This window comes from Paenarthrobacter sp. NEAU-H11, from assembly GCF_050573415.1.
Taxonomy (GTDB): Bacteria; Actinomycetota; Actinomycetes; order Actinomycetales; family Micrococcaceae; genus Arthrobacter.
The window spans coordinates 299,849-315,925 of the sequence record NZ_JBNZGA010000004.1 but is presented as its reverse complement, the minus strand read 5'-3'; the positions used below and the strand labels follow the sequence as shown (position 1 = coordinate 315,925).

Below are 16,077 nucleotides of genomic sequence, written 5' to 3'. Positions count from 1 at the left end.
GATTCATTGCTGCCGAATATGTGCGCATGGTCAAGGGCCAAGGAAACCGGCCACCAGGGCATAAATTCCCCAGAGCCCGGCCCCGAGCAGGGCTCCCAGATACGTCAGTACCAGCCTGGTGTCCTGAAGATAGCAGTTTGACTTCTTGAGGCCATTGCGCCGGGCTTTCCAGTAGCCGGCGAACCCGATGGCTGCGAACACCGTCAGCGCTGCGGGGCCGGCCACCCAGCCGAGCAGGGCGATAGTGGCGAAAATGCACAGGCGCAGCGGATCGTACGGTGCCGTGGGCTGGTTGTCATGGCCTGCGCCGCTGCGGGACGGGTGCGGGGCCCTCCCGGACGCCACAAGCTCCGACGGCAGTGCCCCCGCTGCAATGCGCCCGGCATCCGAGGCAGAGCTCATCATTCCTCCTTAAACCTGGCGGACCGGGAGAAGCTGTTGGCCAGTGGCCGTGCTCATCCGCTGCACCGCCAGGGCTGGCCATGCCTGGACTGCGCAGAAAGGAGCGCACTGGTGGTCACCGGTGTCGCTCTTGGTTCCCACGTGCACGCAGCACTGGGTGAGCCGTTCCTCGATCATGGTGGACATATCCATGAACGGTTTCACCATGATCCTGGTGACCCGCTCTGCGAGGAGCCGGCGCAGCCGCTGTTGCTGGCCCGGAAGCTTGCCGGCGGCAAGCGTGGTGAGAGTACCGATGCCAAGGTCGCACTGGGTGCAGATGTTTTTCCAAAGATCGGCTGTCCGCGGATGGGAAAGGGAAGACTGCTCGCTGAGCAGGTCGAGAAGCGAAGACTTCATGAGGCTGCGCAGTTCAAGCGGGACTGCGCTGTCGGCGATACGGTTGGCAATGCTGTCAGGATGCAGCTCGAGCCATGCCAGCAGTTGGTCATGCCCGATCAGGGCAGCGAGCGATCGCCACGTTCCGGAATCGTCCTTCAGCATGTACCCGACGGACGCGCAGTGCGGATGCGAGCACGGCAGGGCTGTCAGGTCGTGCCAGGAAACTACGCCGTTGGTTTGCTCCGCGAGCCTTTGGAGTACGCCCGTATGCGTGAGCCGGTCCATGGGGTCGATGCCGTGCCCGCGTCCTGAACCAAACACCGGTTGCAATGCGACTCCACCGACAAACGGGGTCTCCAAGGCGCGCATGACGACGGCGCCGACCTCGCCGTCGTTGACGCCGAGGGTTGCCGTCATGGTCAGCGTGGTGAAGACGCCCGCCTCGGAGAGGCGTGAGATCGCTGCGTCCTTGAAGCGCGTCAGGTCACCGCCGCGGTGGTGGACCGAGGCCTCCTTCGACGGCCCGTCGTACTGGAGGTAGACCTCCACACGGTCCCGGTGCCTGGCCAGCAGCGAGAGCAACTCATCGTCGGTGGCGAGCAGCATGCCGTTGCTGTTCACCATGATCCGGACAATCGGCCGCGCAACCAGCTCCGCCAGCAGTTCGGCTAGCTGCGGGTAGAGCGTCGGTTCCCCGCCGGACAGCATCAGCACATCCAGGCGCCCATTCTCACGGGAAAGCCGGGTGTCAACGTTCGCCAGCACCTGGTCCAGGGGCGCGACGCCCTGTAGCTGCGGGCCCGATGCTGTGAAGCAGGTGGGGCAGCGCAAATTGCAGTGCTCGATGATGTCCTGCAGGAGGATGCAGGTGTGCTGCGTCTGCATTGCCGGAAGCCCGTAGGCATACGCCTCGGGTATCTGGCGGTAATTACCGGCCTGGTCAGGGATGTGCTGCTTGGTCGGCGCCTGCCACTTCTCCAGGTAGCGCAGGATTTCCGGAGACTCGTCGTACAAGGTGCTGACCAGCCCGTGGTCCGGGCAGCCGCGTTCCAGCCACACCCGGTCATCCCGGATCAGCAGCGCGCCGGAGAGCCGCCGCACCTGTGCGAGCGGTCGATTCGTTTCGTGGCAATAGGGACAGAATGCTGTGACGTACCGGTGGATCCGGTCGCCGCGCAGCGGTTGGCCGGGGCCGGGCAGGATCCGTGCCGGGGACGCAGAGGACGGGTTCATCTCAGGCTCGCATCCGCGCGAGGGCTCCAACGCAGATCCCGCCGCCGAGCAGGGTGAAGATCCCCAGGCCAATAAGCAGCCCCGCACCCAGCCGGGACGTGCGGGGCTGGACTGCAAGCACAACGGCCAGCCCCAGGTAGGCTGCCACTGGTATTAATGCGGCGGGCCCAGCGAGGAAGGTCTTATACCCTTCATCCGGAGCAATGCCACTCGTTGTCCCGAAATAGAGGGCATAAAGGGCAGCAGCCCCCACCAGGATTCCGAGCCCCATGGAACCGCGCCTTGGTTCGGCGGGCGGCTCCTCACGCCCGGGCGGTGGGGGCGGGTTCCGCGGAACGTCGGGGTTGTCCTCGCTCATGCCATTTTTCCTTCCAACTTCGGGCGGAGTGGTTTCCCGAACACCCGCTGCATCCGCCAGAACAGCAAAGGGAGGACAGCCAACAGGAACCATTGCGGCCGGCTCATCCCCAGCCAGAGCACTTCATTGCCGCGGACGAACTCCACGCCGAAGCGGAACAGGGCGTAGGAAGCCACGTAGCAGATGAAGAGGTCGCCAGGATGAGGCAGGCTGTCCCGAAAACGCCACATTGCCCCGAACGCGGCAAGATGGAAGGCAATTTCATAGGCAAAGGACGGATGCAGCCCCACGCCAGGGGATCCGTTCACCAGAGCAGCCTGCGCGGGGGTGAGGACAATCCCCCACGCGCCGCCGGTCGGAGTCCCGGGCAACTCGGTGAGGAGGCAGCCTACCCGCCCAATGATCAGCGCCAGGGCAACCGCGGGTGCGATGAGATCACCGGTCTTTTCCCGGTACCCCGTCAGCCGTTTCGCCAGGAGGACGCCAAGCCAGGCCCCGACAAGGCCCGCCAGGATACTCCGGTCACCATTGCCCCACCACTCAGCCAACGAAACCCCGCGGGAAAAGTCCCACGTGAGCACCCTGGAACCAACGGCCCCGAAGGCTACTGCGAAACCGGCAATGGGCCACAGCCGTGGATCGGACAGGCCGCGGCGGCGCTTTTCATAGGCGTAGAACAGCAGGGCTGCGAGGATTCCCAGCCCGACGAAGCCGGCATGCACCAGCCCGTTTCCCGTGAAGGGAAGCCCAACCATGAGCAGAGTGTAGCAATGGGGCGCAACCCGGCAGGGGACTTTGGGCCCTTACCTATGGACTACAGATGCACGTGCAGGCGCCGCGCCGCTTCCGAGATCGATCCGCTCAGGGATGGGTAGACGGTAAAGGTGCTGGCGACGTCGTCAACGTGCAGCTTCTGCTTCACCGCGATGGAGATTGGGAAGATCAATTCGGACGCGTTCGGTCCCACCACCACCCCGCCAATGACGGTGCCTGAGCCTTTGCGGGCGAAGATCTTCACGAAGCCGTCCCGGTGGTTGCGCATCTTGGCGCGGGCGTTGCTGCGCAGCGAGAGCTTGATGACGTCGCCCTGGTACTTGCCGGAATCGATCTCGGCCTCGGAAACGCCAACATTGGCAATTTCCGGCGAGGTGAAGATGTTGGACGCCACCTGGTGCAGCTTGAGCGGCGTAACGGTGTCGCCCATGAAGTGGGCCACTGCAATGCGCCCCTGCATTGCCGCGACGGAGGCCAGCGGGAGCACGCCGGTGCAGTCGCCTGCGGCGTAGATGTTGGGCGCGGAGGTGCGTGAAACGCCGTCGACTTTAATATGGCCGCTCTCGCTGAGCGCCACTCCGGCCTCCTCGAGGCCGATTCCGGCCGTGTTGGGGATGGAGCCCAGGCACAGCAGGCAGTGGCTGCCCGTCACCTTGGAACCGTCGCTCAGGGTAACCAGCACGCCGTCGTCCGTGCGCTCCACGGTCTCCGCGCGGGAACGGGACAGGACGCGGACGCCGCGGCGCTCGAACACTTCCTCCAGCACCACTGCAGCATCCACGTCGGACCCGGGAAGCACGCGGTCACGGCTCGAAATCAGCGTCACCTTGGACCCCAGGCCGTTGTACGCGGAGGCGAATTCTGCGCCCGTGACACCGGAACCCACCACGATCAGTTCCTCAGGCAGTTCATCGAGGTCGTAGATCTGCGTCCAGTTGAGGATCCGCTCGCCATCCGGCCTGGCCGTGGCAAGCTCGCGCGGGTGGGCACCCACGGCGAGCAGGATCGTGTCCGCTTCAACTGTTTCGGTGCCCTCCGCCGTGAGGACCTCGATGGTGTGGTCGTCCAGCAGGCGGCCGGATCCGGCAAGGATCCGCACTCCCTGGTGCTCCAGGCCGTCATGGATGTCCTTGGACTGGCTGCGCGCGAGGTTCAGCAGCCGGTCGTTGATGTGCTTGAGGTCGGCGCGCATTACCGGGACAAAGTCGCCGCCGTCGACGTCGAATTTCACTCCCAGCTCGCCCGCCTCGCCGACGCGCGTCATGAGGTCCGCGGTGGCGATCAGGGTCTTGGACGGGACGACGTCGGTCAGCACCGCTGATCCGCCCAGCCCGGCCCGCTCGATGATGGTGACCTGCGCCCCGAGCGAGGCGGCCACCATGGCGGCTTCGTACCCGCCGGGACCACCTCCCAGGATTGCGATCCGGGGCGAGCTGAAATCTGGATGCGTAGTCACAATCCACCATTCTCCTGCAACTCCCCCGCACCGCCAAAGAAAACGGTCTCTCAGGACCTCGCAGGAAGGCGGACGGCAGGGCGGGCGGCCGGGGTGGGCGCCAGCGCAGGCGGCAGGATAGCTTGTACCAGTGAGTACAACTGACTTCCTGAACACCGATCCCTTCGCGGCCGCACATGCCGCCGCCGACTACATCGCCGAGGAAACAGGCGTGGACAGCCACGACGTCGCCCTCGTGCTCGGCTCCGGTTGGGCTGAGGCGGCCGACCTGATCGGCGAGACCACCGCGACCCTGTCCGCGGAAGAAGTTCCAGGCTTCCATGCTCCTGCCGTGGAGGGCCACGTGGGCACCATCCGCTCGGTGCTGACCAAGGGCGGCAAGAGGGCCCTGGTCCTGGGCGCAAGGACGCACTACTACGAGGGCAAGGGCGTGCGCGCGGTGGTGCACGGCATCCGCGCAGCCGCGGCGGCGGGCTGCAAAACCCTGGTGCTCACCAACGGCTGCGGCGGCCTGCAGGAACAGTGGACCCCGGGAACTCCCGTGCTGATCAGCGACCACATCAACCTCACCGCCGCCTCTCCGCTGGAGGGCGCCACCTTCGTGGACCTCACGGACCTTTACTCGGCGCGGATCCGCGGCCTGGCCAGGGAGGTTGACGCCTCCCTGGAGGAGGGCGTGTATGCGCAGTTCCCCGGCCCGCACTACGAGACGCCGGCCGAGGTGCAGTACGCCAAGCGCATCGGCGCGGACCTGGTGGGCATGTCCACGGCGCTGGAGGCCATCGCCGGGCGGCACGCAGGGATGGAAGTCTTCGGCATCTCGCTGGTCACCAACCTTGCCGCCGGCATCAGCCCCCGGCCCTTGAGCCACCAGGAAGTCATCGAGTCCGGACAGGCGGCGGGGCCGCGGATTTCCAAGCTGCTCGCCGAAATCATCGCCCGGCTCTGACGCGGGACAGCCCTGCGGTGAATTTTCCGCTTTTCCGCGGGAGGCGGCACGGCTTCGGCGGCCAATGACGATAGCGTTAGGCCCATGACGTCTTCCGATGCCGATTTCCGCCTGCTCAATGAAGCCCGCGAATGGGCTGCCCAAGACCCGGATCCCGTCACATCGGCTTCCCTCCTGGAACTCGTCCAGCTCGTCGACAACGGCGTCCCCGCCGCACGCCAGGAACTGGCGGACAGCTTCCGCGGCACACTGCAGTTCGGCACGGCGGGGCTCCGGGCCGCCCTGGGGCCGGGCCCGAACCGGATGAACCGGGTGGTGGTGCGGCGGGCCGCTGCCGGCCTCGCGGACTTCCTGCTCTCGGCGGTGGCCGAGGCCTCGCCGGGAACGCGGCCGCGCGCCGTCGTCGGCTACGACGCCCGCTACAACTCAGACATCTTCGCGGAAGAAACTGCCGCCATCTTCACGGCCGCCGGAATCGAGACCTTCCTGATGCCCGCGGCGCTGCCCACTCCCCTGCTGGCCTACGCGGTCCGGGAGCTGGAGTGCGACGGCGGGGTCATGGTGACCGCCAGCCACAATCCTCCCCAGGACAACGGCTACAAGGTGTACCTGGGCCGCCACGCCGTGGCGGACAGCGGCAACGGTGCCCAGATCGTGGCCCCCTACGATGCCGAGATCGCGGCCAGGATCAACGCCGTGGGGCCGCTGGAATCCATCACCCTGGCCCCTGCCGGCTGGACCCTCCTGGACAGCTCCATCGCTTCAGACTACGAACGGGCGACCGCCGGGCTGGCCCTGCCGGACCACTTCCCGGCCCGCGACCTGCGCATTGTCCTGACCCCCCTGCACGGCGTGGGCGGCGGGACCGCACTGGCAGTGCTGAACGCGGCAGGTTTCACGGACATCACGCTGGTGGCGGAACAGGCCGAGCCGGACCCGGACTTTCCCACTGTCAGCTTCCCGAATCCGGAAGAGCCCGGGGCACTTGACCTCGCGCTGGAGGCCGCTGAGCGGCAGGCCGCGGACATCGTGATCGCCAATGATCCGGATGCCGACCGGGCCGCCGTTGCGGCCAAGGACCCGGACACCGGGGCCTGGCGGATGCTCCGCGGGGACGAAGTGGGCGCGCTGCTTGGCGCGCACATAGCCGCCCGGCTTGCCGCGGGCGGAGGAAAGGACGACGGCGGCGCGGACGAGGGCGGCAAGGGCGTGTTCGCGAATTCGATCGTGTCCTCCAGGCTGCTGGCCCGCATCGCTGCGGCAGCCGGATACGCCCACCAGGAAACCCTCACCGGTTTCAAGTGGATTTCCCGGGTTCCCGGGCTGGTGTACGGCTACGAGGAAGCGCTGGGATACTGCGTGGCCCCGGACCTGGTGCGGGACAAGGACGGCATTTCGGCTGCCCTCCTCATTGCCGAACTTGCCGCGGCCGCCAAGGCTGACGGCAAATCCGTCTTTGACACCCTGGACGAGCTCTACCTGCAGCACGGCCTGCACGCCAGCGACCAGCTCAGCATCAGGGTTGCGGACCTGGGGCTGCTGGACGCCATGATGAATCGGCTGAGGGTTTCCCCGCCGGAAACGTTCGGGTCATCCGCAGTTGAGGTTTATGCCGATCTTGCCGAGGGCAGCGACGGGCTTCCGCCCACTGACGGCCTCCTGTACGTCACCAGGAACCTCACCAGGGTGATCATCCGGCCCAGCGGCACCGAGCCCAAGCTCAAGTGCTACCTCGAGGTGATCCACCACGTGGGGTCCGCGGCCGAACTGCCCGCCGCCCGGCAGGCGGCGCGGGCCGCGCTGGACGAGGTGCTCCGCGACGTCAGCGAAGCCCTGGGGCTCTAGCCCCTGCTACAGCTCGATCTCCACGACTCCGCCTGCAATGCGGGTCCGGAATGTGGCAAGGCTCAGGTCCGGGCTGCTGAAGCATTCACCCGTTTCAAGGTCGTAGACCTCTTTGTGCAGCGGCGAAGCGATGGTGGGACGCTCGCCGCGTGAGCCCAGGATCCCGCGTGCCATGACATGGGCGCCCGTTGCAGGGTCCTCATGGGCCACCGCGAAAACCTCGTCGGCGCCGGTGCGGAAGAGTGCAACCTGGCGTCCCGCGATCAGGGCGGCTTCACCCCAGGCAACCTCCAAGTCGTCCACCCGGCAGACGGTGTGCCAGCCGGCAATGCCGGAGACAGCCTCATCCATGCCGGCTTCGAGTGCCCCAAGTTCCAGTGTTGCCGTCATGTCCGGCTCCTCTCCCTGTGCGTGTAGTCCTGCTCATTGGCCACCTCTGCGGCCGTGATCCACGCTAGGCCCGCGGTGTTTCAGAGGCATGCAGTGAATGTGTCCACAACGTAAAAGACACCTCACGCGGCCGGAAATGCGTTCGTGATGCAGAAGTTAAGTTGACGAAACAATTGGGAAACTGAAGCGAAACTGCGCCTCCCTAGTCTGAATGGACAGCTCGTCAGAGAAGGCTGCAGGAAAACTGCCTGCGGCCCATGCGAAAGGCCCATCAGTGACCGAACAGACTTCAAGCACAGAGACTCCGCGCCGCATCGTCGTCGCCGGCGGCGGCCCCGCGGCCCACCGTTTTGCGGACGCCATGCATGCCCGTGGCCTCGATGGCTGGCATGTCACGGTCCTCACTGAGGAAGCCCACCTCCCCTACGACCGGGTGGCCCTGTCCAAGGCCCTCACAGACAAAGACGTCGACCTGACGTTGGGGACGGCGGCCATGTGGGAGCACCCTTCCCTGGAACTCAGGACCGGCGAGCGTGTCGTCAAGATCAACGCCGAAGCCAAGAGCGTGGAAACCGCTGCCGGCAACACTTTCGAGTATGACGAACTGGTGGTTGCCACCGGTTCGAATGCTGCCCGCCTGCCCATCCCGGGCGCCGAACACACGCACGTCTACCGCACCCTCGAAGACGTGTGGGCCATCAACGAGGCCATCGCCGGGCTGAAGGAGAAGCTGGGCCGCAAGGTCAACGCCGTCACCATCGGCGGCGGGCTCCTGGGCCTCGAGTCCGCCGCCGGCACCGAGCAGCTGGGCGCCAACCCCATCGTCATCGACGGTTCGCAGTGGCTGATGGCCACACAGCTGGACGAAGGCGCGGGCCAGGCCATGGGCCGGCTCATCAAGGCCAAGGGCTTTGAGGTCCACGGCGGCGTGTTCCCGTCCGAGGTTCTCTCGGACGACGACGGGCAGGTCACCGGCGTCCTCATGGCGGACGGCCGCATCATCGACGCGGACATGGTCATTGTGGCCATCGGCGTCCGGCCCCGCGACGAACTCTTCCGCGCCGCCGAGGGCGAGGAACAGGTGTTCAGCCTGGGTCCCCGCGGCGGCGTGGTCATCAACGACTACTGCGAAACCGAAGTGCCGGGCATCTGGGCCATCGGCGAAGTGGCCAACTACGGCGGCATGTGCCTGGGCCTGGTCGCTCCGGCCAACACCATGGCGGAGATCGTGGCCGACCGCCTGCACGGCGGGGACGCCACCTTCCCGGGCTTCGACACCGCCACCAAGCTCAAGCTGTCCGGCGTGGACGTGGCCAGCTTCGGTGACGCGTTCGCCAAGACCGAGCACGCCCTCGAAATCGTTTATGCCGACCCGGCCCGCGGCGTGTACCAGAAGATCGTCACCACCGATGACGCCAAGACCCTGCTGGGCGGCATCTTCGTCGGCGACGCCACACCGTACATGAGCCTGCGTCCGCTGCTGGGCCGCGAACTTCCCGCCGAGCCCGGCGCCTTCCTCAGCGCGGCAGGCGGCGGCGACGCTCCCGAAACCGAACTGCCGGACGACGCAACCCTGTGCTCCTGCAACAACGTCACTGCCGGAAGCATCCGTGACGCCATCAACGGCTGCGGCGCCTGCGAGGGCAACGCCCCCGTCCAGGAACTGGGCGAACTGAAGGGCTGCACCCGCGCCGGCACCCAGTGCGGTTCCTGCGTGCCGATGCTCAAGAAGCTGCTGGAAACCGAGCTGACCAAGTCCGGCGTCGAGGTTTCCAAGGCACTCTGCGAGCACATCGAACTGTCCCGCCAGGAACTGTTCGATGCCATCCGCGTCCTGGAGCTGACCTCCTTCGAAGAGATCATGGCCAAGTACGGCACCGGCGCCGGCTGCGACATCTGCAAGCCGACCATCGCCAACATCCTGGCCAGCCAGAACAGCGCCTACGTCCTGGACGCCGGCCGCGGCACCCTGCAGGACACCAACGACCGCGCCCTGGCCAACATGCAGAAGGACGGCACCTACTCGGTGGTCCCCCGCATCGCCGGCGGCGAGATCACCCCCAAGAAGCTCGGTGTCATCGCGGCCGTCGCGGAGAAGTACAACCTGTACACCAAGATCACCGGCGGCCAGCGCATCGACATGTTCGGCGCCCGGCTCGAGCAGCTGCCGGAGATCTGGAAGGAACTGGTGGACGCCGGCTTCGAATCCGGCCAGGCGTACGGCAAGAGCCTGCGCACCGTGAAGTCCTGCGTCGGATCCACCTGGTGCAGGTTCGGCGTCCAGGACTCGGTGGCCATGGCCATCCAGCTGGAGTTGCGCTACCGCGGCCTCCGCAGCCCGCACAAGCTCAAGATGGGCGTCTCCGGCTGCGCCCGTGAATGTGCCGAGGCCCGCGGCAAGGACGTCGGCGTGATCGCCACCGCGGACGGCTGGAACCTGTACGTCGGCGGCAACGGCGGCGCCACTCCTGCCCACGCCCAGCTGCTGGCCAAGGACCTGGATGACGAGACGCTGATCAAGTACATCGACCGCTACTTCATGTACTACATCCGCACCGCGGACAGGCTGCAGCGCACCGCACGCTGGCAGGAAGAGCTCGACGGCGGCATCAAGCACGTTGAGGACGTGGTGGTCAAGGATACCCTGGGCATCGCCGCGGACCTGGAAGCCGCCATGGCCAAGCACGTGGACACCTACATTGACGAATGGGCAGACACCCTCAAGGACCCCGAGCGCCTGCGCCGGTTCCGCTCCTTCGTCAACGCCCCCGACCAGAAAGACGACTCCATCACCTTCGTCCCGGACGAGCGCGGCCAGATGCGCCCCGCCACCCCGGAGGAAAAGGCGGCGGCCGCCCAGCAGCCAGTCCTGATCGGAGCCTCCATCCCCGTCCGGCCCAGCAACGGGAATGAGGCATAGGCATGCAGCTCAGCATTGATCTGACCGGCCGGGAAGTGCTGGTCACCGGCTCCGACCACGCTGCCCGCCAGGCCGTCCGCCGCTACGAAGCGGCCGGCGCCGTCGTCTACCGCCTCAGCACCCCCCAGGGGGCAAGCCATGACGGCCCGCTGCCCGAACGCCCCTTCCTGGTGGCGGCAGTCGACGACGGACAGCCCGGCTGGGAGGTCCTGCTGGAGCGGTGCCGCACCACCGGCATCCCGGTGGCGGCCGAACCGGCAGCCGGCCCAGCGGGCCACGTCACCCTGGTGGGCGGCGGACCCGGAACCACCGAACTCCTCACGGTCGCTGCGATCAAGGCCCTGCGTGATGCGGACGTCGTCTTCTATGACCGGCTGGCCCCGTACCAGGAGCTGCCGTCCATGACCTCGGCCGAACTGGTGGACGTCGGGAAGAAGCCCGGCCACCACAAGGTGAGCCAGGGGGACATCGAGAAGCTCATGGTGGAAAGTGCCCTGGCCGGCAACAACGTGGTCCGCCTCAAGGGCGGGGACCCCTACGTGTTCGGCCGCGGCGGCGAGGAAGTTGCCGCCTGCGTCGCCGCCGGCGTCAAGGTCCGCGTCATCTCCGGCGTCACCAGCGCGATCTCCGTCCCGGCCGCCGCCGGGATCCCGGTGACCCACCGCGAAGTCAGCCACATGTTCACCGTGGTCTCCGGCCACGCGCCGCTGACCGAAAAGGAGCACAAGCACCTGGCCGGGCTGGGCGGGACCATCGTCGTGCTGATGGGCATCGGAACCCTCCACCAGCTGGCTGCCGGCCTGCGCAGGGCGGGGATGCGCGCTGACATGCCCATGGCCGTCGTCGAACGCGGCTACCGCCCCGGCCAGCGCACCACCATCGCGGATCTTGGCACGATCACCTCGGCCGCTGCCGGATGCAGCAACCCTGCCGTGCTGGTCATCGGCGAGGTGGTTCGGGTGGCTGAGGCCAACCGCGGGCATGCCGAGGCCGCCGCCGACCTGGACAGGCTGGCGGCCTCGCTGCTGGGTTCATGAAAGGATTGACCCCCATGACTGCACTTGCACCGGCCGAAACGCCGCAGGTCGAACAAAGGGCTGACGAAGCCCCGGACTCCGCCGAGTCGCCCCTGGAGGGCTTCCGCATCGGCGTGACCTCGGACCGCCGCTCCAGCGACCTCATCGAGGCCCTGGAACGCCGCGGCGCCGAAGTGCTGCACGCCCCAGCGTTGAAGATCGCCCCCGTGCAGGAGGACATGCGCCTCATCGAGGACACCAAGGCCATCATCGCCGCCAGGCCGGACCTCTGCATCGCCACCACCGCCTACGGGATGCGCCGCTGGTGCGAGGCAGCGGATTCCTTCGGGATCGGCGAGCAGCTGCTGGACGCCCTGGGTGCCTGCCGGATGTTCGTCCGTGGCCCCAAAGCCCGCGGCGCCGTGCGCGCGGCCGGCCTTGCCGACGTCGGAATCAGCAGCGACGAAACCACCGCAACACTGGTGGACATGCTGCTCAAGGAGGGCGTCCGGGGCAAGACCGTCGCGGTGCAGCTGCACGGCTACACGGACGTGCGGCAGCTGGAGCGCCTGCGGATGTCCGGTGCGACGGTCCTGACGGTCACGCCCTACCGCTGGGTAAAGCCCGACGGCGAGGACCGGCTTCCGCGGCTCATTGAGGCTGCGTGCAGCGGCAACCTGGATGTCCTCACCTTCACCAGCGCGCCCGCCGTCGATGCCCTGTGGAGCACCGCCCACGAGATGGGCGTGTACAAGCAGCTGATCGAGAGCCTGAAGACAAACGTCACCACCGCCGTGGTGGGTCCGGTCACCGCGCAGCCGCTGCTGGATGCCGGCGTCACCCCGCTGATCCCGGAGCGCTTCCGGATGGGCGCCCTTATCCGCCTGGTGTGCGAGCACCTTGCCCTGAACCACGTGCGCCGCCTCGACACCCGGTCCGGGAACATCGAACTGCGCGGCCGCAGCCTCCGCATCAACGGCCAACTCGTGGAACTGGCGCCCGCTCCCCTGCTGCTCCTGCGTGCCCTGCTCGGAGCGGGCGGCGCCGTCCTGTCCCGCGAGTCGCTGTCCGACCTGCTGGAACTGCGCGGTTCCGTCCACGCGCTGGACATGACGGTCAGCCGGCTCCGTTCGTCCCTGCCCGACGGGCGGCTGGTGGAGACCGTGGTCAAGCGCGGCTACCGGATCCGCGTCTAGCCTGGCCGGAGCCGGGCGCTCATGTGTCAGCCGCGCACGCGGATGAGAGGCACGTCACGGGTTCTGTTACCGGCCGGTAAATACTGGCGAACACAGCCCTGATAAACAGCAACTGCGGGGAAACACCCCGGAAAAGGCGCGGGCCTACGCTGGGTCCATCACGAAGTTACGGCCGTTCCCGGCCGCCAGCGAAAGGGCCAGCACATGTCCGCTCCGGCACCCTCCACCTCCGCCGCTCCCGCCACCCGCATCGTCATCGCAGGTGCAGGCCCGGCTGCCCAGGCACTGGTCAGCCAGCTTGACCGGGCGCGTTTCACCGGCACCATCACAGTCCTGAGCAACCGGGACGACACCCCGGCGGAACTGCTGGAGCTGGCGATGCTGCCCCAGGTTTCGGTGAGGTTCGGGCAGCCGGCCAGCCACATCGACGCCGCGAACCGCACGGTGGCCACGGCGGACGGCATGGAATTTGCCTACGACCAGCTGGTCATCGCCACTGGCTCGGCGCCCGTGGCCAGCCCCGTCGAGGGAGCGGGCCAGTGCCTGAGCTACTCCACCATCGACGACGCCGCCCGCGTCGGCGAGGCCGTGAGCCAGGTGGCCAGGGAGCTGGGCCGGCGTCCGCTGGGAATCCTGGTGGGCACCGGCGCCGCAGCCGGCCAGGCAGAGGCGGTCCTCCGGGCCCGCGGCGTGCGGCCCATCCGCACCACGGCCCGCCCGGCCTCCGTGATCCCTGCCCCGTCAACCTCGGGCTTTGCAGCCTCCGGGGTGGTGTTCGAGGACGGCAGCAGCATGTACGGCGACCTGGTGGTCCTCGCCGAGGAACGCGAATCCCGGGACGACCTCGCCGCCAGTGCCGGCCTGGAGACGGCGGCCACCGGCGGGATCGTGATCAGCCATGACTTCCGGACGTCCGTACCGGGCATCTGGGCCCTCGGAGACGCTGCAGCGTTCGACGGCGTCCGGCTGGGACTCCTGGTGGCCGCCGCGTCCGCTGCGGGAGCCTGTGCCACCCAGCTGCTGACGGCGGCCTGATCAAGCAACGCGGGGTCACTCCCCGCCCGATAACCGGCTCGGATTGGGCGGAAACTGACCGCGCGTTGCCGTTAGTCGGGGGTGGTTCTGGCCGCTTCAGCGTATGGCAAGATGGTTGCGAAACGAGTCGCGGGCGTTACAACGCCCGGCCCACAGGCCCTTGGAGAGGACCATCATGAGCAACGAAGCCACCCCTTCCGTTCAGGCTGCAGCCACCGGCGCCGCGGGCTCCGGCAGCATAGCGTCCTTCATCGACCACACGCTGCTGAAGCCGGAGGCCAGTGAGGCTGAGGTCCTCAAGGTCTGTGCGGAAGCAGCTGAATACGGCTTCAAGTCCGTATGCGTCAATCCCATCTGGGTCAAGACGGTGAAGAAGGCCCTCAAGGGATCCGGCGTCCTGACCTGCTCGGTGGTGGGGTTCCCGCTGGGTGCCACCCCCACCGACGTCAAGACCTTCGAAGCCCGGGGCGCAGTGCTGGACGGTGCGGACGAAGTGGACATGGTCATCAGCATCGCCGCCGCCCGGGCCGGGGACAAAGGGGCGCTTGTCGAGGACATCGCCTCGGTGGCGGAGGCCGTGCACGCCAGCGGGGCCATCCTGAAAGTCATCATCGAAACCGCGCTGCTCACCGACAGCCAGAAAGTCCTTGCCTGCGAAGCCGCAGTGGAGGCAGGCGCAGACTTCGTGAAGACCTCAACGGGCTTCAACGGCGGCGGCGCTACGGTGGAGGACATCGCCCTGATGCGCAGGACTGTGGGGCCTGGCCTGGGCGTCAAGGCCTCCGGCGGGGTGCGGTCCCTTGCAGACGCGCAGGCTATGATTGCAGCAGGTGCAACACGTATTGGTGCGAGCTCCGGAATTGCCATTGTCAAGGGTGAACAGGGTTCATCCGGCTACTGACAGCAACCGGACGCGGCCACAGATTGAGCCCCGAGGGGCCGAGGAGGAACGAATGTCCAGCAAGATTATGGCGTCCAACGACGGCACGGATTCCAGCCGCGGAGCACATCAGGGCACGCTGCAGACCCCGCAGAACGAGAACAAGCTGGGAACCAGTGTCTTCCTCTTTGTGGTCATGATCGCGCTGTTCCTTGGTGCCGTGTACTCGCTTTCCTTCCTCACGCTGGACAACCCCTGGCCGATGGCTGTCTGCATCGCGCTGTTCGCCCTGGCCTTCTGGATTCCGCAGACCGTCCTGGGACGCTCCGACTCAGCCGGCGAGCACTAGCCCACACCAACCAGCCAGCACAAAACCCCTGGACGCTGTCCGGGGGTTTTGTCGTATGCCCGGCGGACGCCGCCCGGGCATTACAGCCAGAGCCGGGCCCAGGCCACCGCTGCCTCTGCCGCGCGGCCCCAGTGGCTGTGCGCTATGGACCAGCCGGCCATGCACATCCCCACCATGGCGTAGGCGCTCACCGGGATCAGGACAAGCCACTCGCGTTTTGACCCCGCCCGGCCCAGCAGCGGGAGGGACAATGCACCGTTGGGCCGCCAGACCTGGCGCAGCAGCGGTACCCGCCGCAGGGGTTTGGGCGGCCTGACCACCAGTGGCCACAGCAGCGGCACTCCTCCCGTGGTGACCAGGTCGCCCACGATATGGACCACAACGCCGGTCAGCATCGAAATGGGGAGCCAGGTCCACTGGTCCGGGGCAAACCAGGTGACCAGGCCGGCCATGGTCAGCGCGAAGATCCAGTTGCTGATGAACCCCGCCTTCGGAAAGAGCTTCAGTGCCTTGGCCGCGATGTTGATCATGAACATGCACAGCAGCCCCGCACCCACGGACAGCAGTCCCCAGTCCGTTTCCAGCTGGAATTGGCCTGCCAGGGTGGCGAGAAGGACAAAAAAGGCTGCCCCGAGGACGGAGTGCGTGCCCTGGCGGTGCCCGCCGCTGGCGTTTTCAATCCCGACCGCGATCACATTGGACAACGGCGGCAGGGAATTTGCCACCGTGCTGTGCCGGTGGTCCCAGTCGCACACGAGGGCGGTTCCCGCCGTCGCCATCCCGCCGATCAGGATGCCAGTGGCGTCCAGCGGGTACCAGCCAAGGGTGTAGGGCCCGGTTGAGGCAATAGCTACCCACGCCGCGGCTCCCGACGCGGCGTGGTGTCCTCCCAT

Annotated in this window: 15 protein-coding genes; 8 read left to right on the top strand and 7 right to left on the bottom strand. The window is 67.2% G+C overall.

The window, feature by feature from the left end; all coding sequences use genetic code 11:
• Window positions 1-30 precede the first annotated feature (30 nt).
• From ACQ3DC_RS07860 to ACQ3DC_RS07840, 5 genes are read right to left on the bottom strand one after another with little or no spacing between them, the layout of a single operon-like run.
• Window positions 31-402 (bottom strand): hypothetical protein, encoded by a 372-nt coding sequence (locus tag ACQ3DC_RS07860; protein ID WP_157238688.1) that lies wholly within the window; start codon window positions 400-402, stop codon window positions 31-33.
• Between the two features lie 9 nt (window positions 403-411).
• Entirely contained in the window at window positions 412-2,016 is a 1,605-nt protein-coding gene (locus tag ACQ3DC_RS07855; protein WP_323056203.1) for a radical SAM protein, read from the bottom strand.
• 1 nt (window position 2,017) lies between these two features.
• Complete coding sequence (locus tag ACQ3DC_RS07850; protein WP_157238690.1) at window positions 2,018-2,374, bottom strand: hypothetical protein; 357 nt, start codon at window positions 2,372-2,374, stop codon at window positions 2,018-2,020.
• A complete protein-coding gene (locus ACQ3DC_RS07845) occupies window positions 2,371-3,129 on the bottom strand; it encodes a prolipoprotein diacylglyceryl transferase (RefSeq protein WP_323056204.1) in 759 nt (252 codons plus the stop codon). The genes ACQ3DC_RS07850 and ACQ3DC_RS07845 overlap by 4 nt, the downstream gene beginning before the upstream one ends.
• 59 nt (window positions 3,130-3,188) lie before the next feature.
• Window positions 3,189-4,604: an NAD(P)H-quinone dehydrogenase gene (locus ACQ3DC_RS07840; RefSeq protein WP_323056205.1), complete on the bottom strand. Its 1,416-nt coding sequence runs from the start codon at window positions 4,602-4,604 to the stop codon at window positions 3,189-3,191.
• 130 nt (window positions 4,605-4,734) lie between these two features.
• On the opposite strand from ACQ3DC_RS07840, the gene ACQ3DC_RS07835 reads away from it, so the two are divergent.
• On the top strand, window positions 4,735-5,553 hold the full coding sequence (locus ACQ3DC_RS07835) for a purine-nucleoside phosphorylase (RefSeq protein ID WP_321215765.1): 819 nt from the start codon (window positions 4,735-4,737) through the stop codon (window positions 5,551-5,553).
• An 84-nt stretch (window positions 5,554-5,637) separates the two neighbouring features.
• A complete protein-coding gene (locus tag ACQ3DC_RS07830) occupies window positions 5,638-7,398 on the top strand; it encodes a phospho-sugar mutase (protein ID WP_323056206.1) in 1,761 nt (586 codons plus the stop codon).
• A 6-nt stretch (window positions 7,399-7,404) separates the two neighbouring features.
• Here the strand turns inward: ACQ3DC_RS07830 and nirD are convergent, their stop codons facing one another.
• Window positions 7,405-7,788, bottom strand: coding sequence for a nitrite reductase small subunit NirD (gene nirD, locus ACQ3DC_RS07825; protein ID WP_157238693.1), 384 nt, complete (start codon window positions 7,786-7,788; stop codon window positions 7,405-7,407).
• 274 nt (window positions 7,789-8,062) lie between these two features.
• On the opposite strand from nirD, the gene nirB reads away from it, so the two are divergent.
• From nirB to ACQ3DC_RS07795, 6 genes are all read left to right on the top strand, one after another.
• Window positions 8,063-10,708, top strand: coding sequence for a nitrite reductase large subunit NirB (gene nirB, locus ACQ3DC_RS07820; protein ID WP_321215762.1), 2,646 nt, complete (start codon window positions 8,063-8,065; stop codon window positions 10,706-10,708).
• A gap of 2 nt (window positions 10,709-10,710) precedes the next feature.
• The gene (gene cobA, locus ACQ3DC_RS07815) at window positions 10,711-11,745 is read left to right on the top strand and encodes a uroporphyrinogen-III C-methyltransferase (protein WP_157238694.1); all 1,035 of its coding nucleotides are present in this window, start codon (window positions 10,711-10,713) and stop codon (window positions 11,743-11,745) included.
• A gap of 14 nt (window positions 11,746-11,759) precedes the next feature.
• Entirely contained in the window at window positions 11,760-12,920 is a 1,161-nt protein-coding gene (locus ACQ3DC_RS07810) for a uroporphyrinogen-III synthase (RefSeq protein ID WP_323056207.1), read from the top strand.
• Between the two features lie 204 nt (window positions 12,921-13,124).
• Window positions 13,125-13,955 (top strand): FAD-dependent oxidoreductase, encoded by an 831-nt coding sequence (locus tag ACQ3DC_RS07805; RefSeq protein ID WP_157238696.1) that lies wholly within the window; start codon window positions 13,125-13,127, stop codon window positions 13,953-13,955.
• A gap of 175 nt (window positions 13,956-14,130) precedes the next feature.
• Window positions 14,131-14,856: a deoxyribose-phosphate aldolase gene (gene deoC / locus ACQ3DC_RS07800; protein ID WP_157238697.1), complete on the top strand. Its 726-nt coding sequence runs from the start codon at window positions 14,131-14,133 to the stop codon at window positions 14,854-14,856.
• A 52-nt stretch (window positions 14,857-14,908) separates the two neighbouring features.
• Window positions 14,909-15,184: a hypothetical protein gene (locus ACQ3DC_RS07795; protein ID WP_197432393.1), complete on the top strand. Its 276-nt coding sequence runs from the start codon at window positions 14,909-14,911 to the stop codon at window positions 15,182-15,184.
• An 80-nt stretch (window positions 15,185-15,264) separates the two neighbouring features.
• Here the strand turns inward: ACQ3DC_RS07795 and ACQ3DC_RS07790 are convergent, their stop codons facing one another.
• A complete protein-coding gene (locus ACQ3DC_RS07790) occupies window positions 15,265-16,077 on the bottom strand; it encodes a metal-dependent hydrolase (RefSeq protein ID WP_157238698.1) in 813 nt (270 codons plus the stop codon).

Coding starts and splice junctions, on each gene's coding strand:
- ACQ3DC_RS07790 (WP_157238698.1), bottom strand. CDS start 16,077: ATGGGAGGACACCACGCCGCGTCGGGAGCCGCGGCGTGGGTAGCTATT.
- cobA (WP_157238694.1), top strand. CDS start 10,711: ATGCAGCTCAGCATTGATCTGACCGGCCGGGAAGTGCTGGTCACCGGC.
- ACQ3DC_RS07810 (WP_323056207.1), top strand. CDS start 11,760: ATGACTGCACTTGCACCGGCCGAAACGCCGCAGGTCGAACAAAGGGCT.
- ACQ3DC_RS07795 (WP_197432393.1), top strand. CDS start 14,909: ATGTCCAGCAAGATTATGGCGTCCAACGACGGCACGGATTCCAGCCGC.
- ACQ3DC_RS07845 (WP_323056204.1), bottom strand. CDS start 3,129: ATGGTTGGGCTTCCCTTCACGGGAAACGGGCTGGTGCATGCCGGCTTC.
- ACQ3DC_RS07850 (WP_157238690.1), bottom strand. CDS start 2,374: ATGAGCGAGGACAACCCCGACGTTCCGCGGAACCCGCCCCCACCGCCC.
- nirD (WP_157238693.1), bottom strand. CDS start 7,788: ATGACGGCAACACTGGAACTTGGGGCACTCGAAGCCGGCATGGATGAG.
- deoC (WP_157238697.1), top strand. CDS start 14,131: ATGAGCAACGAAGCCACCCCTTCCGTTCAGGCTGCAGCCACCGGCGCC.
- ACQ3DC_RS07855 (WP_323056203.1), bottom strand. CDS start 2,016: ATGAACCCGTCCTCTGCGTCCCCGGCACGGATCCTGCCCGGCCCCGGC.
- ACQ3DC_RS07805 (WP_157238696.1), top strand. CDS start 13,125: ATGTCCGCTCCGGCACCCTCCACCTCCGCCGCTCCCGCCACCCGCATC.
- ACQ3DC_RS07830 (WP_323056206.1), top strand. CDS start 5,638: ATGACGTCTTCCGATGCCGATTTCCGCCTGCTCAATGAAGCCCGCGAA.
- ACQ3DC_RS07860 (WP_157238688.1), bottom strand. CDS start 402: ATGAGCTCTGCCTCGGATGCCGGGCGCATTGCAGCGGGGGCACTGCCG.